Below are 20,688 nucleotides of genomic sequence, written 5' to 3'. Positions count from 1 at the left end.
AAGGTCCTAAAGCACTTGCTTTAGGACTCTAAAAATTCTTCAATCGTTTTCCATGCTTTATCTTTTCCATAACCAGTTTCTGAAGAAAAGACAACAATTGGATCGCTTGGAGCTTTATTTAACTTTTCTTTAATTGCCTTCTCATGTTTTTGCCATTTACCTTTTGGGATTTTATCTGCTTTAGTAGCAATGATAATTACAGGAATGTCGTAGTGCTTTAACCACTCATACATTGCTACGTCATCCTTAGTTGGATCATGGCGAATATCTATGAGTTGAATCACCGCTTTTAATGTTTCGCGATTTGTTATATAGGTCTCAATCATTCTTCCCCAGGCTTCACGTTCTGATTTTGATACTTTTGCAAAACCATAGCCTGGTACATCTACAAAATACATCACTTCATTAATAATATAAAAATTTAACGTTTGTGTTTTCCCAGGCTTCTGAGAGGTTCTTGCTAAATTTTTTCGATTAATCATTTTATTTATAAATGATGATTTTCCTACATTAGATCGTCCTGCTAAAGCAACCTCTGGTAAACCAGTATCAGGATATTGCTCAGGTTTTACTGCACTTATAACTATTTCTGATTGTGTGACTTTCATTTTTTCTCTCCCACTAATGCATGCTTTAAAACTTCATCTAAATGTGACACAGAAATAAACGTTAAATCATTTCGAACACTCTCTGGAATATCATCTATATCTTTCTCATTATCCTTAGGGAGAATGATGATCTTTAATCCAGCTCGGTGGGCACTCATTGATTTTTCCTTTAAACCACCTATCGGTAGGACCCGACCTCTTAACGTTATTTCACCAGTCATGCCAACTTCCTTCCGTACTGCTTTACCTGTTAAAGCTGAAATAAGAGCCGTCGCCATAGTTATTCCTGCCGATGGACCATCTTTAGGTGTCGCTCCTTCAGGTACGTGAATGTGAATATCATTTGTTTCATGGAATGTAGGATCAATATTTAACTCCACTGAACGTGAGCGAATGTACGAAAAGGCTGCTTGGGCTGATTCTTTCATGACATCCCCTAATTTACCAGTTAAAGTTAACTTACCTTTCCCAGGGGCAATAGACACTTCAATGGACAATGTGTCACCACCTGCTGATGTATAAGCAAGTCCAGTTGCTGCACCTACTTGATCTTCTTCTTCAGCTAATCCATATCGGTATTTCGGCTTTCCAAGCATTTGTTCAATCGTATTATTTGTGACTATAACTTTTTTCTTTTCACCTGAGACTATAATTTTAGCAGCTTTACGACAAAGCGTTGCCATTTGTCTCTCAAGATTACGTACTCCAGCTTCACGAGTATAGTAACGAACAACCTTTACTATTCCTTCGTCCTTGACTTGTAATTTCCCTTTATCTAGTCCATGCTCTTTCATTTGCTTTGGTAACAGATAATCTTTCGCGATATGAAGCTTTTCAACTTCAGTGTAGCCAGGTATATGGATAATTTCCATTCGGTCTAATAAAGGACCAGGTATCGTACCCACGTTATTAGCAGTAGTAATAAACATCACTTTTGATAAATCATACGACTCTTCAATAAAATGATCACTAAACGTATTATTTTGTTCAGGGTCTAATACCTCTAATAGAGCCGAAGCTGGGTCTCCACGGAAGTCATGAGCCATCTTATCAATTTCATCAAGTAAAAATACAGGATTTATCGTTCCGGCTTTTTTCATACCTTGAATTACACGGCCAGGCATTGCACCAACGTAAGTACGACGATGGCCACGGATTTCAGCTTCATCACGAACTCCACCTAATGAAATTCGAACAAAATTACGATCTAAGGATCTTGCAATTGATCTAGCAAGTGATGTTTTCCCAACTCCTGGTGGTCCAGCTAAACAAAGAATTGGCCCTTTAAGTTGTTGAGTTAATTGTTGTACAGCTAAATACTCAAGTACACGTTCCTTTACTTTTTCAAGGCCATAATGATCTTCATTTAAGATTGATTCTGTACGTTTAATATCTAATACATCAGTTGTTTCTTCATGCCAAGGTAGATTAAGTAACCATTCCAAATAGTTGCGAATGACAGAGCTTTCCGCAGAAGTAGCTGGCATTTTTTCGTAGCGTTCAAGTTCTTTATAGGCTTTTTCCTCAATTACTTCAGGCATGTTAGCTTCTTTAATTCGCTCTTTAAAGCTTTCTATTTCGCCTTCTTTTCCTTCTTTATCACCAAGTTCTTTTTGAATTGCTTTCATTTGTTCACGCAGATAATACTCTTTCTGTGTGCGCTCCATTGACTTTTTCACACGTTGACCAATTTTCTTTTCTAATCCTAAAACTTCTTTTTCATTGTTTAATATTTCAATTAGCTTATTTAAACGGTCTTTAACAGAAAAAGTTTCTAATATCTCTTGTTTTTGAACAATTTTTAAAGGCAAATGTGAAGCAACTACATCTGCTAAATGTCCTGGTTCTAAAATATCTGCAACCGAAGCATGCGTTTCTGCTGAGATTTTTTTAGATAACTTGATATATTGATCAAATTGAAGTAAGACATTACGCATCAGTGCTTGTTCCTCAGCATCACCTAAAATCTCATCTTCAACAAGTGTCATTTCCACTTCGAAATACTCTTCGTTTTCTAAAAACTTTTCAACTTTAGCTCTTTGCAATCCTTCAACGAGAACTCGAATAGTGCCGTTTGGTAATTTTAACATTTGCTTAACCTTAGCAAGTGTTCCAATAGTGTAAATCTCTTTTTCTGTTGGTTCATCAATTGAAATTTCTCTTTGTGTAGCTAAAAGTATATTATGGTCATTTACCATAACATGCTCTAAAGCCTGAACAGACTTATTGCGACCGACATCAAGATGAAGTACCATTGTTGGATAAACAAGTATTCCTCTAAGAGGTAAAAGTGGGATAACAATTTTATTCTCTTCAGCCATTATGTATACACCTCCGTACAACTTCTTCTATTTTTATGGAGAGGATGCTTATCATGAAACTTATAACTTCCACTTACTCTAATATAAATCCTTTTTATTAAATTTTATAAGAGCATTTAAATCCACTTTACATAAGAAAAAGTTTTACATTTATTTAGTAAAATTTAGAAGGAAATGAAAAAACTTAATCTTGTACAATTTTATCTTATCGTTCCTAGTTTGTCTAATATTACAATGAAATTAGGTGTATTACTTAGACAAAAACATAACTATCGGTTTTGGCGTTTTACCTTAATGAAAATAGCTACCAAATAAGCTTAAACGTATGAGCAATCAACCATCTTAATTTAAGGGATTTATTCTATAGTTAATTCTTTAGGCAAATATTTACTACTTATAATGTTCTTCAAAGGTATAGAACAATAACATAAAATATCACTATTGATAGGGGCCTCATGTGTTTAAGAAGCCCCAACCATTATTAAACAAGCGCAGAAGGACTAGTATCCTGATTAATTATACTAGCAGGAATGACATCTTCTTCTTTTAAACTTTCTTCGATAACAAAAGCGAGGTCAAAAACTTCTTGTAGAGTAGACACACAAATTACTTCAATGCCCTTTTGTTCTTTAAAAATTGCTTGGTAATTTTCAATCGGAATTAATACACGTTTCGCACCCGCCTGCTTAGCAGCTTCTACTTTAGCTACTACACCACCTATAGGTTTAACAGATCCGTGAATACTTAATTCACCAGTCATAGCTAATTCATTGTCAATTTTGATATTATGAATAGCTGAATAAATGGCTGTAGCCATTGAAATTCCTGCTGAAGGGCCATCAATAGGTGTCCCCCCTGGAAAATTGACATGGATATCATAATCATCTGTAGGAACTCCCATTTTCCTAAGTACTGTAGCCACATTCTCAATAGAGCCTTTGGCCATACTTTTTCGTCGAATTGAACGTACTCTGTCACCAGTGCTTTCTTCCTCAGCTATCCCTGTTATATTTATTCTTCCTTTTCCTTTATTTTCATACGCAGTAACTTCAATTTCAATAATTGACCCAGAATTTGGTCCATAAACAGCAAGACCATTTACCAAGCCAACGGTTGGTTCTTTATGGATATTCTTTTCTGGACGTGGAGATCGTTGGCTAGAATGAATTACCCACTCTACATCAGAAACTTTTATAAATTCTCTATTTTCTGACGTCGCAACTCCAGAAGATATTTGAACAATATTCACTGCCTCTCTTCCGTTTGTTGCATACTTTGAAATTAATTCTAACACTCCTTCTTCTAACTCAAAGTTGATTTTATCTACAGCTTTTTGAGCAACTTTAATGATTTCAGCAGGGGTTAACGCTCTAAAATAGACTTCCAAACAGCGAGAGCGTATAGCAGGTGGTATTTCATTTGGCGTTCGTGTTGTTGCCCCAATTAATCGAAAATCTGCCGGCAATCCATTCTTAAAGATATCGTGAATATGCTGCGGAATTTGTGTATTCTCCTCACTATAGTATGCACTTTCTAAAAATACTTTTCGATCTTCAAGGACTTTCAACAATTTGTTAAACTGAATTGAATGAAGTTCTCCAACTTCATCAATAAATAAGACTCCACCATGCGCTTTCGTAACCGCACCGTGTTTCGGCTGTGGAATTCCAGCTTGCCCCATAGCACCTGCACCTTGATAAATAGGATCATGTACTGAGCCTATTAATGGATCAGCTATTCCTCTTTCGTCAAAACGAGCTGTTGTACCGTCTAATTCAATAAAAACACTTGAAGCTCTAAACGGTGAAGCTGGATTTTTCTTAGCTTCTTCAAGAACCAATCTAGCAGCCGCTGTTTTTCCAACACCCGGTGGACCATATACAATAATGTGTTGTGGATTCGGTCCACATAGAGCAGCACGTAAAGAGCGAATACCATCTTCTTGCCCAACTATTTCATCAAAATTTTTCGGCCTCACTTTTTCTGACAGAGGCTCACTTAATTTTATTGATCTCATTCTTCTTAATTGCTCAAGTTCTTTTTTTGATTCTTTATCAACTGACACCCGTTGTGTCCTTTGGCTTTTCAACAGGTTCCAAAAATAAAGACCAATGATAATCCCAAAAAATAACTGAATCAACAATGCTATGCCTGCCCAATTCATGAAGTACCCTCCTACTAATTTTTCAAGATCTATGCCATTTAGTATCTCCGGTAATGTATCGAGTAATCTTCAATTTGTGAGAAGGGAATAATTGTTATCGCATGGAAAAAATAGTTACTAACTCTACTCGAAAATTTTTGTAAAGTACCTCAGATCATTCCCTAATACAAGAAAAGCGCAAGCGCCTTGGTCACGAGCGATAGGCACTGGAAGGCCTTTGACAGAAGCCGCTCTTTGGCTTCCTACGTGCTTCTGCGTCTTCTAGTATTGCTTCGTAGTAAGCTTCCTCGAAGCAAAGCTGCATGAAGCTATTCTGAGAGGTTATTCAAGTAGTTATTGAAGTCCGTTTCTTGACTGAAGTGACCGAGCTCGTAGGCTGCTTGCGCTAGACAGGTTCCAAATTAGAAATTTATAAATTCTGATTATATAAAAAAGCTAGCGAACAAATAGTTTGTTCACTAGCTTTGCAGAAAATAAATCATTATTCAGTTAAGCCGTCACGTTATCGGGCTAAGTTTTTTACGCACTTTCTTTCGGAAGTGGTTTTTGAATAACTTCTCCATCTTTTGTTTCCAAAATAGGATTTGCATTATCAGTAACAACTTCAGGGGTAATTGTACATTTTGCAATATCATCACGTGAAGGTAATTCAAACATTACATCTAACATTATACCTTCAATTATTGAACGTAAACCACGAGCTCCCGTTTTACGTTCAATGGCTTGTTTCGCTACTTCCACTAAAGCGTCATCAGTAAATGTTAATTCAACGTCATCTAATTCTAACAACTTGACATATTGCTTAACTAGAGCATTCTTTGGTCTAGTTAAAATTTCGATTAATGCATCTTCATCGAGAGGCTGTAAACTTGAAATGACAGGTAGTCTCCCAATAAATTCTGGAATTAGACCGAAACGAAGTAAATCTTCTGGTAATACTTTTGCCAAATATTCACCCGGTTTTAAATCTTCTTGTTTACCAACATCAGAGCCAAACCCAATAACCTTTTTACCTAAACGACGTTTAATAATTTGTTCTATACCGTCAAATGCCCCACCACAAATAAATAAAATATTCGTTGTGTCAATTTGAATAAATTCTTGATGTGGGTGTTTTCTACCACCTTGAGGAGGAACACTCGCTGTTGTCCCTTCAAGAATTTTAAGAAGGGCTTGCTGCACACCTTCACCTGATACATCTCGAGTAATAGAAGGGTTCTCTGACTTACGAGCAACTTTATCAATTTCATCGATGTAAATAATTCCTTTTTCGGCTTTTTCTACATCGTAATCAGCTGCTTGAATTAATTTAAGAAGAATGTTTTCAACATCTTCACCTACGTATCCTGCTTCCGTTAGACTTGTAGCATCTGCAATAGCAAATGGCACATTTAATATTCGAGCCATCGTTTGCGCAAGAAGGGTTTTCCCACTCCCTGTTGGGCCTATCATACAAATATTACTTTTTGATAGTTCAACCTCATCTGCTTTTTGGCCAGAATTAATACGTTTATAGTGGTTATATACAGCCACTGATAATGTCTTCTTAGCTTGTTCCTGTCCTATTACATAATCATCTAGAATTTCACGAATTTCCTTTGGTTTTGGAATATCTTGAAAGTCAACTTCTTCCTCTGTTCCCAATTCTTCCTCAACGATTTCAGTACACAACTCGATACACTCGTCACATATATAAACCCCTGGACCAGCAACAAGTTTCCTTACTTGATCTTGAGTCTTACCGCAAAAAGAACACTTCAGCTGTCCTTTTTCGTCATTAAATTTAAACATAAATTTTCACCCCTCAAAGTTTGTTCTATCTCTCGATACTAATATCGTACTAAAATTTTACCGAATTCATTTAGTCTTTCATATGTATAGCATTTTATCACATCTTAAGCAGTAAGCGCTAATTGTAGCACCCACTATAAAACATAGTATGTACGAAGATAATTTTTGATTACTCCGTATGTATTTAAGAGTATATGTAATTAATTCAATTTTTACCTCCTTTTTTCCTTTTAAAAAAATAAAGAATTTCAAATTTCCTTGTCAAAAAATATACTTTCATAATTTAAAGGCTTTATGTATATATCATACCTGTTAGTTCCTACTACAATTAATTTACTAATAATATAAAAAACATAACTTATTTATCAAAAAAATTTTAATTATTTTATGTGAGTGAATTTCATAATTACCTAAATGGATCTACATCAGTCTAAATGTTGTTGGAAACGATCTTCATCCAACAACATTTAGTATCAGAGTAGCGAAAATAAACAATTATGAAACTTATTAGAATTTATAAATTATTATAGTATAAAACAAGGCACGAAAATATTCGCGCCTTGTTATTAGTATTGTTATGCAACAACTTTACTATTTTCAACAAGTAAATCTACTGCTTTACGAACTTTTAAATCACCCTTCATAGCAGCAATTCCACCTTGCATTGCTAGAATTTGTTTAAGTTCATCAACAGAACGCTTATAAAGTTCTGACATTTTTTCAAGTTCAACTTCAACTTCTTCATCAGATACTTCTAAATTTTCTGCTTGAGCAATAGCTTCAAGAGTTAAGTTAATACGAACTCTTTTTTCAGCATCTGCTTTAAATTGCTCGCGCATACCATTTTCATCTGTACCTGAGAACTGGTAGTATAAATCTAAATTCATACCTTGAGCTTGAAGGCGTTGTCCAAACTCTTCTAACATACGGTCTACTTCAGTTGTAATCATTGCTTCTGGTATATCAATAGTAGCATTCTCTGCAGCTTTTTCTACTAGGGAATCACGTTTTTGGTGGTTAGCTTCTGTTTCTTTGTCTTGGATCATTTTTTCTTTAATATTATTTTTTAAAGCTTCTAACGTTTCAACTTCCTCATTTACATCTTTTGCAAACTCGTCATTAAGCTCTGGAAGCTGCTTACGTTTAATATCGTGAACTTTACATTTAAATACTGCAGGCTTACCAGCTAAATCAGCAGCATGATATTCTTCAGGGAAAGATACTTCAACATCTTTTTCTTCTCCTGATTTAACACCAACTAATTGCTCTTCAAAACCTGGAATAAATGAACCAGAACCAATTTCTAATGAATAGTTTTCCCCTTTTCCACCTTCAAAAGGTGTACCATCAACAAAACCTTCGAAATCAATAATAGCAGTATCGCCATTTTCAATTGTTCCCTCTTCAACAACGATTAATTCAGCATGTTTTTCTTGAAGTTGTTTTAACTCAAGTTCAACATCTTCATCAGTTACAGTTGTTTCCATTTCTTCAACTTCTAAACCTTTATATTCCCCAAGCTGAACTTCTGGCTTTACAGTTACTGTAGCTTTGAAAATAAGATTTTGTCCTTTGCCCATTTGTTCAACATCAATATCAGGACGGTCTACAGGTTCAATATTTGTTTCCTGAATCGCAGCTCCATATGCAGTTGGTAATAAAATATCTAAAGCATCTTGGTATAACGATTCAACTCCAAAACGTTGTTCAAACATCGCACGAGGAATTTTCCCTTTACGGAACCCAGGTACATTCACTTTACCTACTACTTTTTTAAAAGCTTGATCTAACGCTTCATCAACCTTTGCGGCTTCTACTTCAATTGTAAGTACGCCTTGATTTCCTTCTAACTTTTCCCATTTTGCAGTCATTTATTCTTTCCCTCCAACATTTTCAATCATTAAGTATTTGTGGCTTGTAACACTTGAAAAACTAAACTGACTATCATTATAAGACTGAGTATCATTTTTCAATGTAATTTAATCCTCTAACAAAGGTGTAACCTTTCTTAAAGCATAAAAAATTATATGATATTCCACTTTTTACAACCATTCTATTATACCATAGAGTAGTATCATTTCAACTGTTAGAAATTAGTACAAAATCTTTCCAGCTATAATACTGGATCTAATACTGTTAGAAGAATAGTAACCAGTATTATTATGTAATTCCTTTATAGGTCTCGTTCTCAATTTTCAAAATCCCCTCGGAACAAACGACCATCTCTTCTTTATCTACGTTATATTTGTTTGCTAAGTTATAATCATCAAAGTCTATTCCTGCCATTTCAATTCCCGTCCTATGCACAGCAGCAGCCCATAGTGAAGGTTGCAACGGTTCAGGTGAAATAGGATAGATAGCAAAGAGATAATGCCACCACAATTGGGTAACTACTTCAAATAAACTAGGATTATCATTTTCTAATTGTTCAGCTACTAACTTTATAGTATTTTGACCAAATTCCTCATGGTAAACATCTTCTAATTCAGAAATGTTTATGTGGATTACTTTACCAAACTTATGTATTTCAATATCTCCTATTACATTCTTTTCTTTTAGCTGCTGCAAAATAATACTTTTCAGTACTGGATCAAATTGGTCTGTCATTAAGTATTGTTTGACTGTTTCCATAAAAACTGATGCGGGCAATTTCCCTAACATTTGAATTGCCAGCCATTGCTTCTCAACTGTGCCATTATATAACATATTTAACACTTCTTCTGGCGGCTGTTTGATATCGATATCAATTTCTACTTGTGTCCCATCATCTACCATCTGACGACTAAAATGTAATAGGTGATAAAAAGATTCTGCTAGATTTGCTGGCAACTTTTCTTCAGTCATAATGCCTTCAAGCATAGTAACTACTTCATCATATTCTCCTAGTTGAACCAATAAGGAAATATGTACTTGTAAAATATCATAATAATTACCAACATCTTCTTTAAGCATTTGTTCAGTAACTTCTTTAGCTTCTTCTAACCTTGCTTGTTCAATTAAGCTTAAAGCAAGACCAAACCTTGCTTGCGGATGATCCGGTTCAATTTGTAGTGCTTGGTCAAAAAATGAAAATGCATCTGAAAAACTTTTTTGCTTTAATGCTTCCATGCCCTTTGCTACAAGCTTTTCCACTACACCCGGAAATAAAACTACCTTTTCCTTAATTTTTTTTTGTTTCTCTCTCATGAAACAATCGCTCCACCCTTTAGTACGCCTTTTCCTTTAAGTTTACCATTCTAATATATGAATTACAACGAAACAACTTCTTACGCCTTATGCCAAGAAACACACATGATTTACTTTCTCATTGTGCTAGACAGTTTCCAAGTTAGAAATTTATAAATTCTGATTATGTAAAAAAAGAAGGAAAGACAATTGTTTGTCTCCCCTTCTTGTCCTTACTTATGCTCTTTGTTTTTCATATTCAGAAATATCTTCTTCATAATTTAATGTTACAGATACTTCATCCCAACCGTTCATAAGCATTTCTTTCCAGTACGGATCAATTGTGAATTTTGCTGAAAAACCTTGGTCATCAGATACAGTTTGTTCTTTCAAATCAACTGTTAATTCATAAACACCCTTATCAGCTTTCGCTAACAATTCCTCTACTTCAGTTTCTGTAAGTTTGATCGGAAGAATACCATTTTTTACGCAGTTATTGTAAAAAATATCTGCAAAACTTGGTGAAATAACTACTTGGAACCCATAATCTTGGATCGCCCAAGGAGCATGTTCTCTTGAAGAACCACAACCAAAGTTTTCATTAGCTACTAAAATAGTTGCGTTTTTGTTGTGTGGTTGATTTAATTCAAAGTTACTATTATCTGTTCCATCAGCATTGAAACGCCAATCAAAAAATAAGAATTGACCAAAACCAGATCTTTCAATACGTTTTAAAAATTGCTTTGGAATAATTTGATCTGTATCTACATTTACACGGTCCATTGCCGCTGCATTACCTTTATGAACTACAATTCCAGCCATAACTAACTGCACCTCCAACAAAAATGTTTTCTATTAAACTGTTGCCTCAGTAAACGTACGAACATCAACGAACTTACCAGCTATTGCTGCTGCTGCTGCCATTGCCGGACTAACTAGATGAGTTCTTGCACCTTTTCCTTGGCGACCTTCGAAGTTTCGGTTTGAAGTAGAAGCACAACGTTCTCCTTCTGGTACGAAGTCAGGGTTCATGCTTAAACACATACTGCAACCAGACTCACGCCATTCGAAGCCAGCTTCTAAGAAAACTTGATCTAAACCTTCTGCCTCAGCTTGTAATTTGATTTTCTGCGAACCTGGAACAACCATTGCTCGTACTCCAGGTGCTACTTTTCTTCCTTTTGCTACTTGCGCTGCTGCACGCAGGTCACTCATTCTAGAGTTTGTACATGAACCAATAAATACATGTTGAATCTCAATATCAGTAATCGGTGTATTAGGTTCAAGACCCATGTATTCAAGTGCTTGCTCTACAGCTTTTTTATCAACAGCATTTGTAGCATTAGCAGGATTAGGTACTACTCCATTAATACCAATTCCTTGTGAAGGATTAGTTCCCCATGTTACTTGTGGCTCAATTTCAGATGCGTCTATTTCAACTGTTTGATCGTAAGTAGCTCCTTCATCAGTAGCAAGGGCTTTCCACTCTGCAACAGCTTTTTCAAAAGCTTCTCCTTGTGGAGCATATTCTTTTCCTTTTAAGTATTCGAAAGTTACTTCATCTGGGCTTATTAAACCAGCTTTTGCACCTGCTTCGATACTCATATTACAAATTGTCATACGTTCTTCCATAGTCATTTTACGAATAGATTCACCTGTAAATTCGATGACTGAACCAGTTCCAAAATTAACACCATATTTTGCAATAATTGCTAAAATAACGTCTTTAGCTGTTACACCTATAGGTAAGTCACCTTTTACATGTACTTGTAACGTTTTTGGCTTTGATTGCCATAATGTTTGTGTACTTAGAACATGTTCTACTTCACTTGTTCCGATTCCAAACGCTAATGCACCAAAGGCACCATGAGTAGACGTATGGCTATCTCCACAAACAATTGTTTTACCTGGCTGAGTTAGACCTAATTCAGGACCGATTACATGAACAATCCCACTATCAGGGCTGTTTAAATCAGCAACTTTAATTCCAAATTGATTACAGTTCTCAGACAAGGTATCCATTTGCTTTTTTGCAATTTCATCAGTGATTGTATAACGGTTTAGCGTTGGAACGTTATGGTCCATTGTTGCAAACGTCAAATCAGGACGGCGAACTTTTCTTCCCTTTAAACGTAATCCCTCAAAGGCTTGAGGTGAGGTAACTTCGTGAACCATATGAAGGTCGATGTATAATAGAGTAGGTTTACCTGGTTCATCAACAACTGTATGCTTATCCCAAATTTTTTCGATGATCGTTTTTTTACTCATCAAGATCCTCTCCCATTCTAATGTAAAAGGAAAATGTAGAATTATTGAAGGCGCTACTTAAAAGCAGCGCCTTCAAGCTATTTCTTAATTCTACATCTCTTTTCTACATTTTAATTTGTTACTGCTAATTGAATATGTTCGATAACTTTTTCAGTCATTTCTTCTGTACTTAACACTGGCTGTCCTTTTTCTGCAATATCTCCCGTACGGTAACCTGCTTCCAAAACTTTCGTAACAGCAGTTTCAACAGCATCTGCTTCCTCTTGCATTAAAAACGAGTAGCGAAGTAACATTGCAACAGATAAAATCGTTGCTAATGGATTAGCCAAGTTTTTCCCTGCAATATCCGGTGCGGAACCATGAATTGGTTCATAAAGCCCCGGTCCATTTCCATTAATACTTGCAGATGGTAACATTCCTAGAGAACCTGTTAGCATTGATGCTTCATCACTTAAGATGTCACCAAACATATTTTCAGTTACTACAACGTCAAATTGCTTAGGATCTCGGATAAGTTGCATGGCAGCATTGTCAACTAACATATGTTCTAACTCTACATCAGGATAATCTGCGTGAACAGCGATTGCAATCTCACGCCAAACTCTACTTGATTCAAGAACATTAGCTTTGTCAACAGATGTCACTTTTTTACGACGTAGACGAGCTAATTCAAAAGCTTGTCTAATAATTCGTTCAATTTCGTAATTCTTATAATAAAGAGTGTCAACAACTGACTCTCCATCATTTTCTTGTCGTCTCTCTTGAGGTTGACCAAAATATAATCCACCCGTTAATTCACGAACGATCATTAAGTCTACACCTTCAATAACTTCTCTCTTTAAGGTTGAAGCATCTAATAAGCTTTTGTGAGCAGTGACTGGTCGTAAGTTAGCATATAACTCTAACGCTTTACGGATACCTAGTAGACCTCTCTCCGGACGCATATGTCCTGGAAGTGTATCCCACTTTGGTCCACCTACTGCTCCTAACAAAACACCATCACTTTTTTTACAAAGGTCAATTGTTTCTTGAGGAAGTGGTGTTCCATCTTCGTCTATCGCCACTCCACCTATTTTGGCATTCTGGTACGTAAATTGGTGACTAAACTTTTCGGCAACAGTATCTAATACTTTCTGCGCTGCTTTGATAACCTCAGGACCAATTCCGTCGCCAGGTAACACTGTTATTGTTTTATTCATTTTTGTTCCCCCTTAGACATCACAACTGAACTGTTTCTGAACACTCTTCCTTTGATTTGCGATTTAATACACGATTAATCGCGTTTACGTATGCTTTTGCTGAAGCCTCTAAGACATCATTAGCCGTTCCTCGTCCACTTGTTTCAACTTCTTTAAACTTAACTTTTACGTAAACCTCCGCAAGTGCGTCTCTACCACCACTTACCGATTGAATACGATAATCTAATAATTTAACTGGCGATTCAATCATTCTCTCAAGAGTATTGTAAATCGCTTCTACACTCCCAGAACCCGTTGCAGCTTCTTGAAGTTCTTTCCCTTCTGGAGTCTTCAGTGTGATTGTCGCAGTTGGGATATTATTAGTACCGTAGTTGACTTGAAGCTGTTCAACTTTATAATAAGCTACACTACTCGCCACTCGTTCTTCAGTAAGAAGAGCAAAAATATCATCTTCTGTTACTTCTTTCTTTTTATCCGCTAAATCTTTAAAGGCAGCAAAAAGGCGATTTAATTCTTCCTCTTTTACGTTATAGCCAAGTTCCTTAACCTTTTCTTTAAACGCATGGCGACCTGAGTGCTTTCCAAGTACCATTCGATTTGAAGTAACCCCAACTAGTTCCGGTGTAATAATTTCGTAAGTGGTTTTTTCTTTTAATACACCATCTTGGTGAATACCAGATTCATGAGCAAAAGCATTCGCACCTACAATAGCTTTATTTCCAGGAACAACCATACCTGTAAGCTTACTTACAAGGGAACTTGTTCTTTTGATTTCATTTAGCTTTAACCTTGTTTCAGCGTTGTAATAATCACCACGGATTTTGAGAGCAACTGCGATTTCTTCTAAAGATGCATTCCCTGCTCGCTCTCCAATACCATTGATTGTACACTCAACTTGCCCTGCTCCATGTTCAACTGCCGAAAGAGAGTTTGCTACCGCCATACCTAAATCATCATGACAGTGAGTAGATAAAATAGCTTTATCTATATTTGGAACATTATTTCTTAAATAAGAGAATATTTCTCCTATTTCACTTGGAGTAATATAACCGACTGTATCAGGAATATTAATGACAGAAGCACCAGCATCAATAACTTCCTTAATAATACGAACTAAAAAATCTAGATCAGATCGACATGCATCTTCAGCAGACCATTGAATATGTGGAAAATATCTCGCTGCATAACGAACAGATTGTACCGCTGTTTCAACAACTTCATCAGGAGTTTTCTTTAACTTATGTTTCATATGGATAGGCGAAGTAGCAATAAATACATGTAATCTTGGTTCCACTCCACCTTTTAGCGCTTCCCAAGCGGCATCAATATCTTTTTGAACCGAACGAGATAGTCCTGTTACAGAACAGCCTTTTATTGTGTCTGCAATTGCTTTTACCGAGCGAAAATCCCCAGGGGATGAAGCGGGGAAACCCGCTTCAATAATATCAACGTTTAATCGCTCCAATTGCCTTGCAATCTCTAATTTTTCTTCAAAATTAAGATTTACACCAGCTGATTGCTCACCATCTCTTAATGTCGTATCAAAGACATTAATTTTTCCCACTTGTGACCACGTCCTTATGTTTTGCCTTTACGAACGGCATCATTTCACGAAGTTCTTTTCCTACCACTTCGATCGGATGTTGTTTTTCTCTAGCATTGATTGCGTTAAATTCAGGACGATTTGCTTGGTTTTCTAGGATCCAACCTTTAGCAAACTTACCTGTTTGAATGTCTGTTAGAATATCTTTCATTGCTTTCTTTGTATCTTCAGTTACTACACGTGGTCCTGAAACAAAGTCTCCCCATTGTGCAGTATCTGAAATTGAATAGCGCATACCTTCTAATCCACTTTCATACATAAGGTCTACAATTAGTTTTAATTCATGTAAACACTCAAAATATGCTACTTCTGGCTGATAACCAGCTTCTACTAATGTTTCGAATCCTGCTTTTACTAATGCAGAAGTTCCTCCACATAACACTGCTTGCTCACCGAAAAGATCTGTTTCAGTTTCTTCTTGGAATGTAGTTTCAAGAACACCAGCGCGAGCTGAACCAATTTGCTTTGCATATGCTAATGCTAACTCTTTTGCATTTCCTGTAGCGTCTTGGTATACAGCGATTAATCCTGGAACTCCAGCTCCCTCAGTATACGTTCTGCGAACTAAATGACCTGGACCTTTTGGAGCTACAAGGAATACGTCAACATTAGCAGGTGGTACGATCTGACTGAAATGAACGTTAAAACCATGTGCAAAAACTAACGCTTTTCCTTCTTTTAAGTTTGGTTCAATTTCTTCTTTATAAATCTTTGGTTGATATTCATCTGGTAAAAGTACCATGATAAGATCGGCTTGTGCTGCAGCTTCATTTACTGAAACAACAGTATGACCATCTGCTACCGCTTTGTCCCAAGATCCACCTTTACGTAATCCTACTACTACGTCTACTCCACTTTCTTTTAAGTTTAAAGCATGAGCATGACCTTGTGATCCATAACCAATTACTGCTACCTTTTTCCCTTGTAGTACTGCTTCATTTACATCACCATTATAATAAACCTTTGCCATTATTAAACAACTCCTCTAATTTTATTATTTTAAATTTATAATTTTGAAATTAAGAAAGTGAGAGTACCATGTGATGTTTCACAATTTCCTTACAAATTCCTAATTAATTAAAACTACTCTTTGGTCGTTATTTGACACTTTCTGCCCCCGTTTGAAGGCTGTAATACCAGTTCTTGCTAACTCTTTGATGCCGTAAGGATGTAGTAAATCAATAAGTGCTCCTATTTTTTCTTGATCACCAGTAACTTGGACAGTCATACTTTCTCTTCCAACATCAATAATTAAAGCACGAAATGGGTTAATTACTGCTGCGATCTCACTTCTTTGTTGAGCCGTACTAAACACTTTTATAAGTGCTAGTTCTCTTGAAACTATTGACTCATCTGTGATATCTGAAACTTTGAGCACATCTATTTGTTTATTTAATTGTTTTATAACTTGCTCTATACTTTCCTCACTGTCAACAACTACTACAAAAGTCATTCTAGAAATTGCTGGATTTTCAGTGTGCCCTACCGTAATGCTTTCAATATTGTAGTTTCTTCTAGCAAACATTCCAGTCACCCGGTTTAAAACACCTGAAACATTATTTACAGTTGCTGTTATTATTCGTTTCATAATGGTTTCACCCCAATCATTTCGTGTAATCCTTTACCTGGTGCCACCATTGGGTAAACATTTTCTCTAGATGCTACTCTAAAATCAACTAAAACTGGACCATCATGAGCAAGCATCTCTTCAACTGCTTTATCTAAATCATTCACACTATCCACTCTCATACCTTTTATGTCATAAGCTTCGGCAAGTTTTACGAAGTCTGGTTGAACAGGGAATAAAGAGTTTGAATAACGTTCTTCAAAAAATAATTGTTGCCATTGTCGAACCATCCCTAAGGAAGCATTATTTACAATTACTAATTTTACTGGAAGTTTCATTTCTTGTAAAAGTGATAGCTCCTGCAGAGTCATTTGGAACCCAGCGTCTCCCATGAATGCTATAACCGGAGTATTAGGTTCAGCTATTTGTGCTCCTATTGCAGCCGGGAAACCAAATCCCATTGTTCCTAAACCACCTGACGTAACCCAACGATTTGGCTTTTTAAATTTAAAAAATTGTGCTGTCCACATTTGATGCTGTCCAACATCTGTTGTTACAATCGCTTCACCTTTTGTTTTTTCGTAAATACGCTCAATTAGTTGTTGTGGTTTTATTACTGATGTATCTTCTGTATACCATAACGGATACTCTTGTTTTAAACGTTTTAAATCTTCGATCCAAACTGAATTTTGCGATTTGACACCATTTTGGGTAATTAATTCTTTTAGAGCTTCTTTGGCATCTGAAACAATCGGAATTTGAGTTTCAATATTTTTCCCGATTTCTGCTGGATCAATATCAATGTGTGCAATTTTAGCATTTGGTGCAAACTTCTCAAGGTTTCCTGTTACCCTATCATCAAAACGGCTACCTAAACTAATTAACAGATCGCACTCATAAATAGCCATGTTTGCTGTGTAAGTTCCATGCATCCCAGCCATCCCTAAAAACAATTCATGATCACCTGGAAATGCTCCCAATCCTAAAAGGGTACTTGCAATAGGAATTTGCTGTTGCTCAACATACTTTAACAGTTCATCAGTTCCATTAGCATGTAACACACCGGCACCAACTAAGATAAGTGGTTTCTTTGCACTACTTACTGCTTCTACAAGTTTTCTAACTTGTAACTTATTAGGCATGATCGTGGGTTGGTACCCTGGCAAATCAACTGCTTTACTATAATCAAACAAACCTGTTTCCAGTGAAACATCCTTTGGTAAGTCAATTAATACAGGTCCTGGCCTTCCGGTTGTCGCAATATGAAATGCTTCCTTAATTATTCTCGGTAAGTCATTTACGTTTCGCACTTGATAACTATGTTTTGTTATCGGCATTGTAATACCTACTACGTCAGCTTCCTGAAAGGCATCTGTACCAATTACAGAACTAGCAACTTGACCAGTAAAAACAACTAATGGAAGTGAATCCATCATTGCATCTGCAATTCCCGTAACCACATTAGTAGCTCCTGGACCAGATGTCACGACTACAACACCTGGCTTTCCAGATACTCTCGCATATCCTTCTGCTGCGTGAATCGCGCCTTGCTCATGCCTTGCTAAGATGTGACGAATTCCATCCTTATAAATTTGATCATAGGCTGGTAAAATTGCTCCACCCGGGTAACCAAAAATCACATCTACTCCCTCTTGCTTTATTGCTTCGATCAGCATGGATGAACCAGTCATCATTTGATTTTCTTTTTCAACAATTACTTCTTTTTTCCTCAACTTGGTACTCATTTTTATCCCCCTAACAAGTTGATTTTATTTATGCAGCTCTATTGGCTATTCATACATACCATGTTTTAGAAGGGAGGTGACAACATTATTTTCAAAGTTAACCATTATTGTTATAATATCCACCTTTTCTCATACCATCAAAATTCTTTTTGAAAGTAAAATAAAAAACCTTCTCACCCCTATAAATAAGCAACATTTGCTTTTAGTAAGGGGTGAAAAGATTTCTTTCCACGGTACCACCCTTTTTCATGGTTAATTATACAATTTACCACCTCAGGAACGATTTTATCGTTCAGTTTTGATAACGAGTGACGGTATCACTCGACCAATACTACTCGGAACCTATAAATTCCTTTCATATTGACACTCAGAGGTGAGTTCGTAATAAGGGGTATCACCGTATTCACAGCGACAACGGCTCTCTGTAGATACCAACACTTAAAACTACTTTTCCTCTTCGACGTTTTATTGTATAAAATTTTTATATTTTCATTACCCCACCTGTATTAGCCGAGGTTACTAGTTTAGAATAACGAGCTAAATATCCCTTTTTCACCTTCGGCTCTGGTTGAACCCAAGATTTCTTTCTGTTTTCTAATTCTTCATCGGAAATATCTAAGTTAATTGTTCGATTTGTTAAATCAATGATAATTCTATCTCCGTTTTCAATAAAAGCGATCGGGCCGCCCTCTGCTGCTTCTGGAGAAATATGTCCTATAGAAATTCCCCTCGATGCTCCAGAGAACCTTCCATCAGTAATTAAAGCAACATCCTTACCTAATCCTCTACCGATAATTGAAGATGTAGGAGCAAGCATCTCTGGCATTCCAGGACCGCCTTTTGGACCTTCATAACGGATGACTACTACATGACCAGCTTTTACGGAACCATTTTCAATTCCCTCTAATGCTTCATCTTGTGAGTTAAAAACAATCGCTTTACCATCAAAGGTTTGAATGCTAGGATCAACACCCCCAACCTTTATTACTCCTCCATCAGGTGCAATGTTTCCAAATAATATTGATAATCCACCAACGGGACTATATGGATTATCTTTACGACGAATTACTTCATCATTTGTAATTTCAGCATCTTTAACATTTTCGTAGATTGACTTCCCGGTAATTGTCATACGATCAGGGTGAATTGCCCCTTCTATGCTACATAATTCCTTGATGATGGCACTGACTCCACCAGCATTATGCACATCTTGCATTGAATAATCTGATGCTGGACTTATTTTAGATAAATACGGAACACGCTCTGCAACCTCATTAATTCGTTTTAGGTCATATTCAATTTCAGCTTCATTAGCAATAGCTAATGTATGAAGGACTGTATTTGTAGAACCTCCCATTGCCATATCTAAAGCGAAAGCATCATCAATAGCTTCTTTCGTAATGATATCTCTTGGGCGGATATCTTTTTCAATTAAATTCATTAAATGTTTTGCAGCATCTTTAATCAGTTTTTTTCTGTCTTCAGAAGTCGCTACGATTGTTCCGTTTCCTGGCAATGCCATCCCAACCATTTCCATAAGACAGTTCATAGAATTTGCTGTAAACATTCCAGAACACGATCCACACGTTGGACATGCAGATGATTCAATCTCCAAAAGCTCTTCTCGAGACATTTTTCCTGATTGGAACGCTCCAACTCCTTCAAAAACGGATGCTAAAGATAAGCTCTTCCCATCTTTTGTACGCCCAGCTTCCATTGGACCTCCTGTTACAAAAACAGATGGGACATTAGTTCGAACAGCTGCCATTAACATTCCAGGGGTGATTTTATCACAATTTGGGATGTAAAAAACTCCGTCAAACCAATGAGCATTAATAACTGTTTCGGCTGCGTCACAAATTATTTCTCGTGAAGGTAGTGAATATCTCATGCCGATGTGACCCATCGCAATTCCATCATCTACACCAATTGTATTGAATTCAAAGGGTACTCCACCAGCTTCTCTAATAGCTTCTTTAACTACCTCAGCAAATTTATTTAAGTGAACGTGGCCTGGAATAATATCGATATATGAATTACAGACACCAATAAATGGCTTATTCATATCTTCTTCTTTTACACCAGTTGCTCTTAATAAGCTTCTGTGCGGCGCACGGTCAATACCTTTTTTAATCATATCACTTCGCATAATATCTACATCCCCTAGTATACTTGTTGTTTTATCCTCTTGGATTAGTTCGTCTTTTGTATAAACTTTAGCTATATAAACATCATGTCTTATTTAAATATCGATAAC

14 protein-coding genes and 1 other annotated feature are annotated in these 20,688 nt (G+C 36.4%); all 14 genes read right to left on the bottom strand.

Annotated features, from left to right (window positions below):
* Window positions 1–20: 20 nt before the first annotated feature.
* Window positions 21–608, bottom strand: a complete 588-nt coding sequence (gene yihA / locus BKP45_RS17985) for a ribosome biogenesis GTP-binding protein YihA/YsxC (protein WP_071389955.1) — start codon at window positions 606–608, stop codon at window positions 21–23.
* Window positions 605–2,929 (bottom strand): endopeptidase La, encoded by a 2,325-nt coding sequence (gene lon, locus BKP45_RS17980; protein WP_071389954.1) that lies wholly within the window; start codon window positions 2,927–2,929, stop codon window positions 605–607. The genes yihA and lon overlap by 4 nt, the downstream gene beginning before the upstream one ends.
* Before the next feature lie 481 nt (window positions 2,930–3,410).
* Complete coding sequence (lonB, locus tag BKP45_RS17975) at window positions 3,411–5,093, bottom strand: ATP-dependent protease LonB (RefSeq protein ID WP_071389953.1); 1,683 nt, start codon at window positions 5,091–5,093, stop codon at window positions 3,411–3,413.
* 519 nt (window positions 5,094–5,612) lie between these two features.
* Window positions 5,613–6,884, bottom strand: coding sequence for an ATP-dependent protease ATP-binding subunit ClpX (clpX, locus tag BKP45_RS17970; RefSeq protein ID WP_071389952.1), 1,272 nt, complete (start codon window positions 6,882–6,884; stop codon window positions 5,613–5,615).
* Between the two features lie 575 nt (window positions 6,885–7,459).
* A complete protein-coding gene (tig, locus tag BKP45_RS17965) occupies window positions 7,460–8,755 on the bottom strand; it encodes a trigger factor (protein WP_071389951.1) in 1,296 nt (431 codons plus the stop codon).
* Window positions 8,756–9,044: 289 nt separating this feature from the next.
* Window positions 9,045–10,070, bottom strand: coding sequence for a tetratricopeptide repeat protein (locus tag BKP45_RS17960; protein ID WP_071389950.1), 1,026 nt, complete (start codon window positions 10,068–10,070; stop codon window positions 9,045–9,047).
* Between the two features lie 216 nt (window positions 10,071–10,286).
* Complete coding sequence (gene leuD, locus BKP45_RS17955; protein ID WP_071389949.1) at window positions 10,287–10,871, bottom strand: 3-isopropylmalate dehydratase small subunit; 585 nt, start codon at window positions 10,869–10,871, stop codon at window positions 10,287–10,289.
* 33 nt (window positions 10,872–10,904) lie between these two features.
* On the bottom strand, window positions 10,905–12,317 hold the full coding sequence (leuC, locus tag BKP45_RS17950) for a 3-isopropylmalate dehydratase large subunit (RefSeq protein ID WP_071389948.1): 1,413 nt from the start codon (window positions 12,315–12,317) through the stop codon (window positions 10,905–10,907).
* 110 nt (window positions 12,318–12,427) lie between these two features.
* Window positions 12,428–13,516 carry a 3-isopropylmalate dehydrogenase gene (gene leuB, locus BKP45_RS17945; RefSeq protein WP_071389947.1) on the bottom strand — a complete coding sequence of 363 codons (1,089 nt, stop codon included), beginning with the start codon at window positions 13,514–13,516 and terminating at the stop codon, window positions 12,428–12,430.
* A 19-nt stretch (window positions 13,517–13,535) separates the two neighbouring features.
* A complete protein-coding gene (locus BKP45_RS17940; RefSeq protein WP_071389946.1) occupies window positions 13,536–15,080 on the bottom strand; it encodes a 2-isopropylmalate synthase in 1,545 nt (514 codons plus the stop codon).
* Window positions 15,067–16,089, bottom strand: coding sequence for a ketol-acid reductoisomerase (gene ilvC, locus BKP45_RS17935; protein ID WP_071311177.1), 1,023 nt, complete (start codon window positions 16,087–16,089; stop codon window positions 15,067–15,069). The genes BKP45_RS17940 and ilvC overlap by 14 nt, the downstream gene beginning before the upstream one ends.
* A 99-nt stretch (window positions 16,090–16,188) precedes the next feature.
* Window positions 16,189–16,707, bottom strand: coding sequence for an acetolactate synthase small subunit (ilvN, locus tag BKP45_RS17930; RefSeq protein ID WP_071389945.1), 519 nt, complete (start codon window positions 16,705–16,707; stop codon window positions 16,189–16,191).
* A complete protein-coding gene (gene ilvB / locus BKP45_RS17925; RefSeq protein WP_071389944.1) occupies window positions 16,704–18,431 on the bottom strand; it encodes an acetolactate synthase large subunit in 1,728 nt (575 codons plus the stop codon). Before ilvB ends, ilvN begins: the two co-directional genes overlap by 4 nt.
* A gap of 205 nt (window positions 18,432–18,636) precedes the next feature.
* Window positions 18,637–18,901 (bottom strand) — a binding site (T-box leader).
* Window positions 18,902–18,912: 11 nt separating this feature from the next.
* On the bottom strand, window positions 18,913–20,580 hold the full coding sequence (ilvD, locus tag BKP45_RS17920) for a dihydroxy-acid dehydratase (protein ID WP_071389943.1): 1,668 nt from the start codon (window positions 20,578–20,580) through the stop codon (window positions 18,913–18,915).
* Window positions 20,581–20,688: the final 108 nt, after the last annotated feature.

This window comes from Anaerobacillus alkalidiazotrophicus, from assembly GCF_001866055.1.
The sequence above is the reverse complement of the archived record's forward strand: the minus strand, read 5'-3'. Positions and strand labels throughout refer to the sequence as shown.

Bases quoted from the DNA above. Each gene is read 5' to 3' on its own strand.
- yihA (WP_071389955.1), bottom strand. From the start codon at position 608: ATGAAAGTCACACAATCAGAAATAGTTATAAGTGCAGTAAAACCTGAG.
- lon (WP_071389954.1), bottom strand. From the start codon at position 2,929: ATGGCTGAAGAGAATAAAATTGTTATCCCACTTTTACCTCTTAGAGGA.
- lonB (WP_071389953.1), bottom strand. From the start codon at position 5,093: ATGAATTGGGCAGGCATAGCATTGTTGATTCAGTTATTTTTTGGGATT.
- clpX (WP_071389952.1), bottom strand. From the start codon at position 6,884: ATGTTTAAATTTAATGACGAAAAAGGACAGCTGAAGTGTTCTTTTTGC.
- tig (WP_071389951.1), bottom strand. From the start codon at position 8,755: ATGACTGCAAAATGGGAAAAGTTAGAAGGAAATCAAGGCGTACTTACA.
- BKP45_RS17960 (WP_071389950.1), bottom strand. From the start codon at position 10,070: ATGAGAGAGAAACAAAAAAAAATTAAGGAAAAGGTAGTTTTATTTCCG.
- leuD (WP_071389949.1), bottom strand. From the start codon at position 10,871: ATGGCTGGAATTGTAGTTCATAAAGGTAATGCAGCGGCAATGGACCGT.
- leuC (WP_071389948.1), bottom strand. From the start codon at position 12,317: ATGAGTAAAAAAACGATCATCGAAAAAATTTGGGATAAGCATACAGTT.
- leuB (WP_071389947.1), bottom strand. From the start codon at position 13,516: ATGAATAAAACAATAACAGTGTTACCTGGCGACGGAATTGGTCCTGAG.
- ilvC (WP_071311177.1), bottom strand. From the start codon at position 16,089: ATGGCAAAGGTTTATTATAATGGTGATGTAAATGAAGCAGTACTACAA.
- ilvN (WP_071389945.1), bottom strand. From the start codon at position 16,707: ATGAAACGAATAATAACAGCAACTGTAAATAATGTTTCAGGTGTTTTA.
- ilvB (WP_071389944.1), bottom strand. From the start codon at position 18,431: ATGAGTACCAAGTTGAGGAAAAAAGAAGTAATTGTTGAAAAAGAAAAT.
- ilvD (WP_071389943.1), bottom strand. From the start codon at position 20,580: ATGCGAAGTGATATGATTAAAAAAGGTATTGACCGTGCGCCGCACAGA.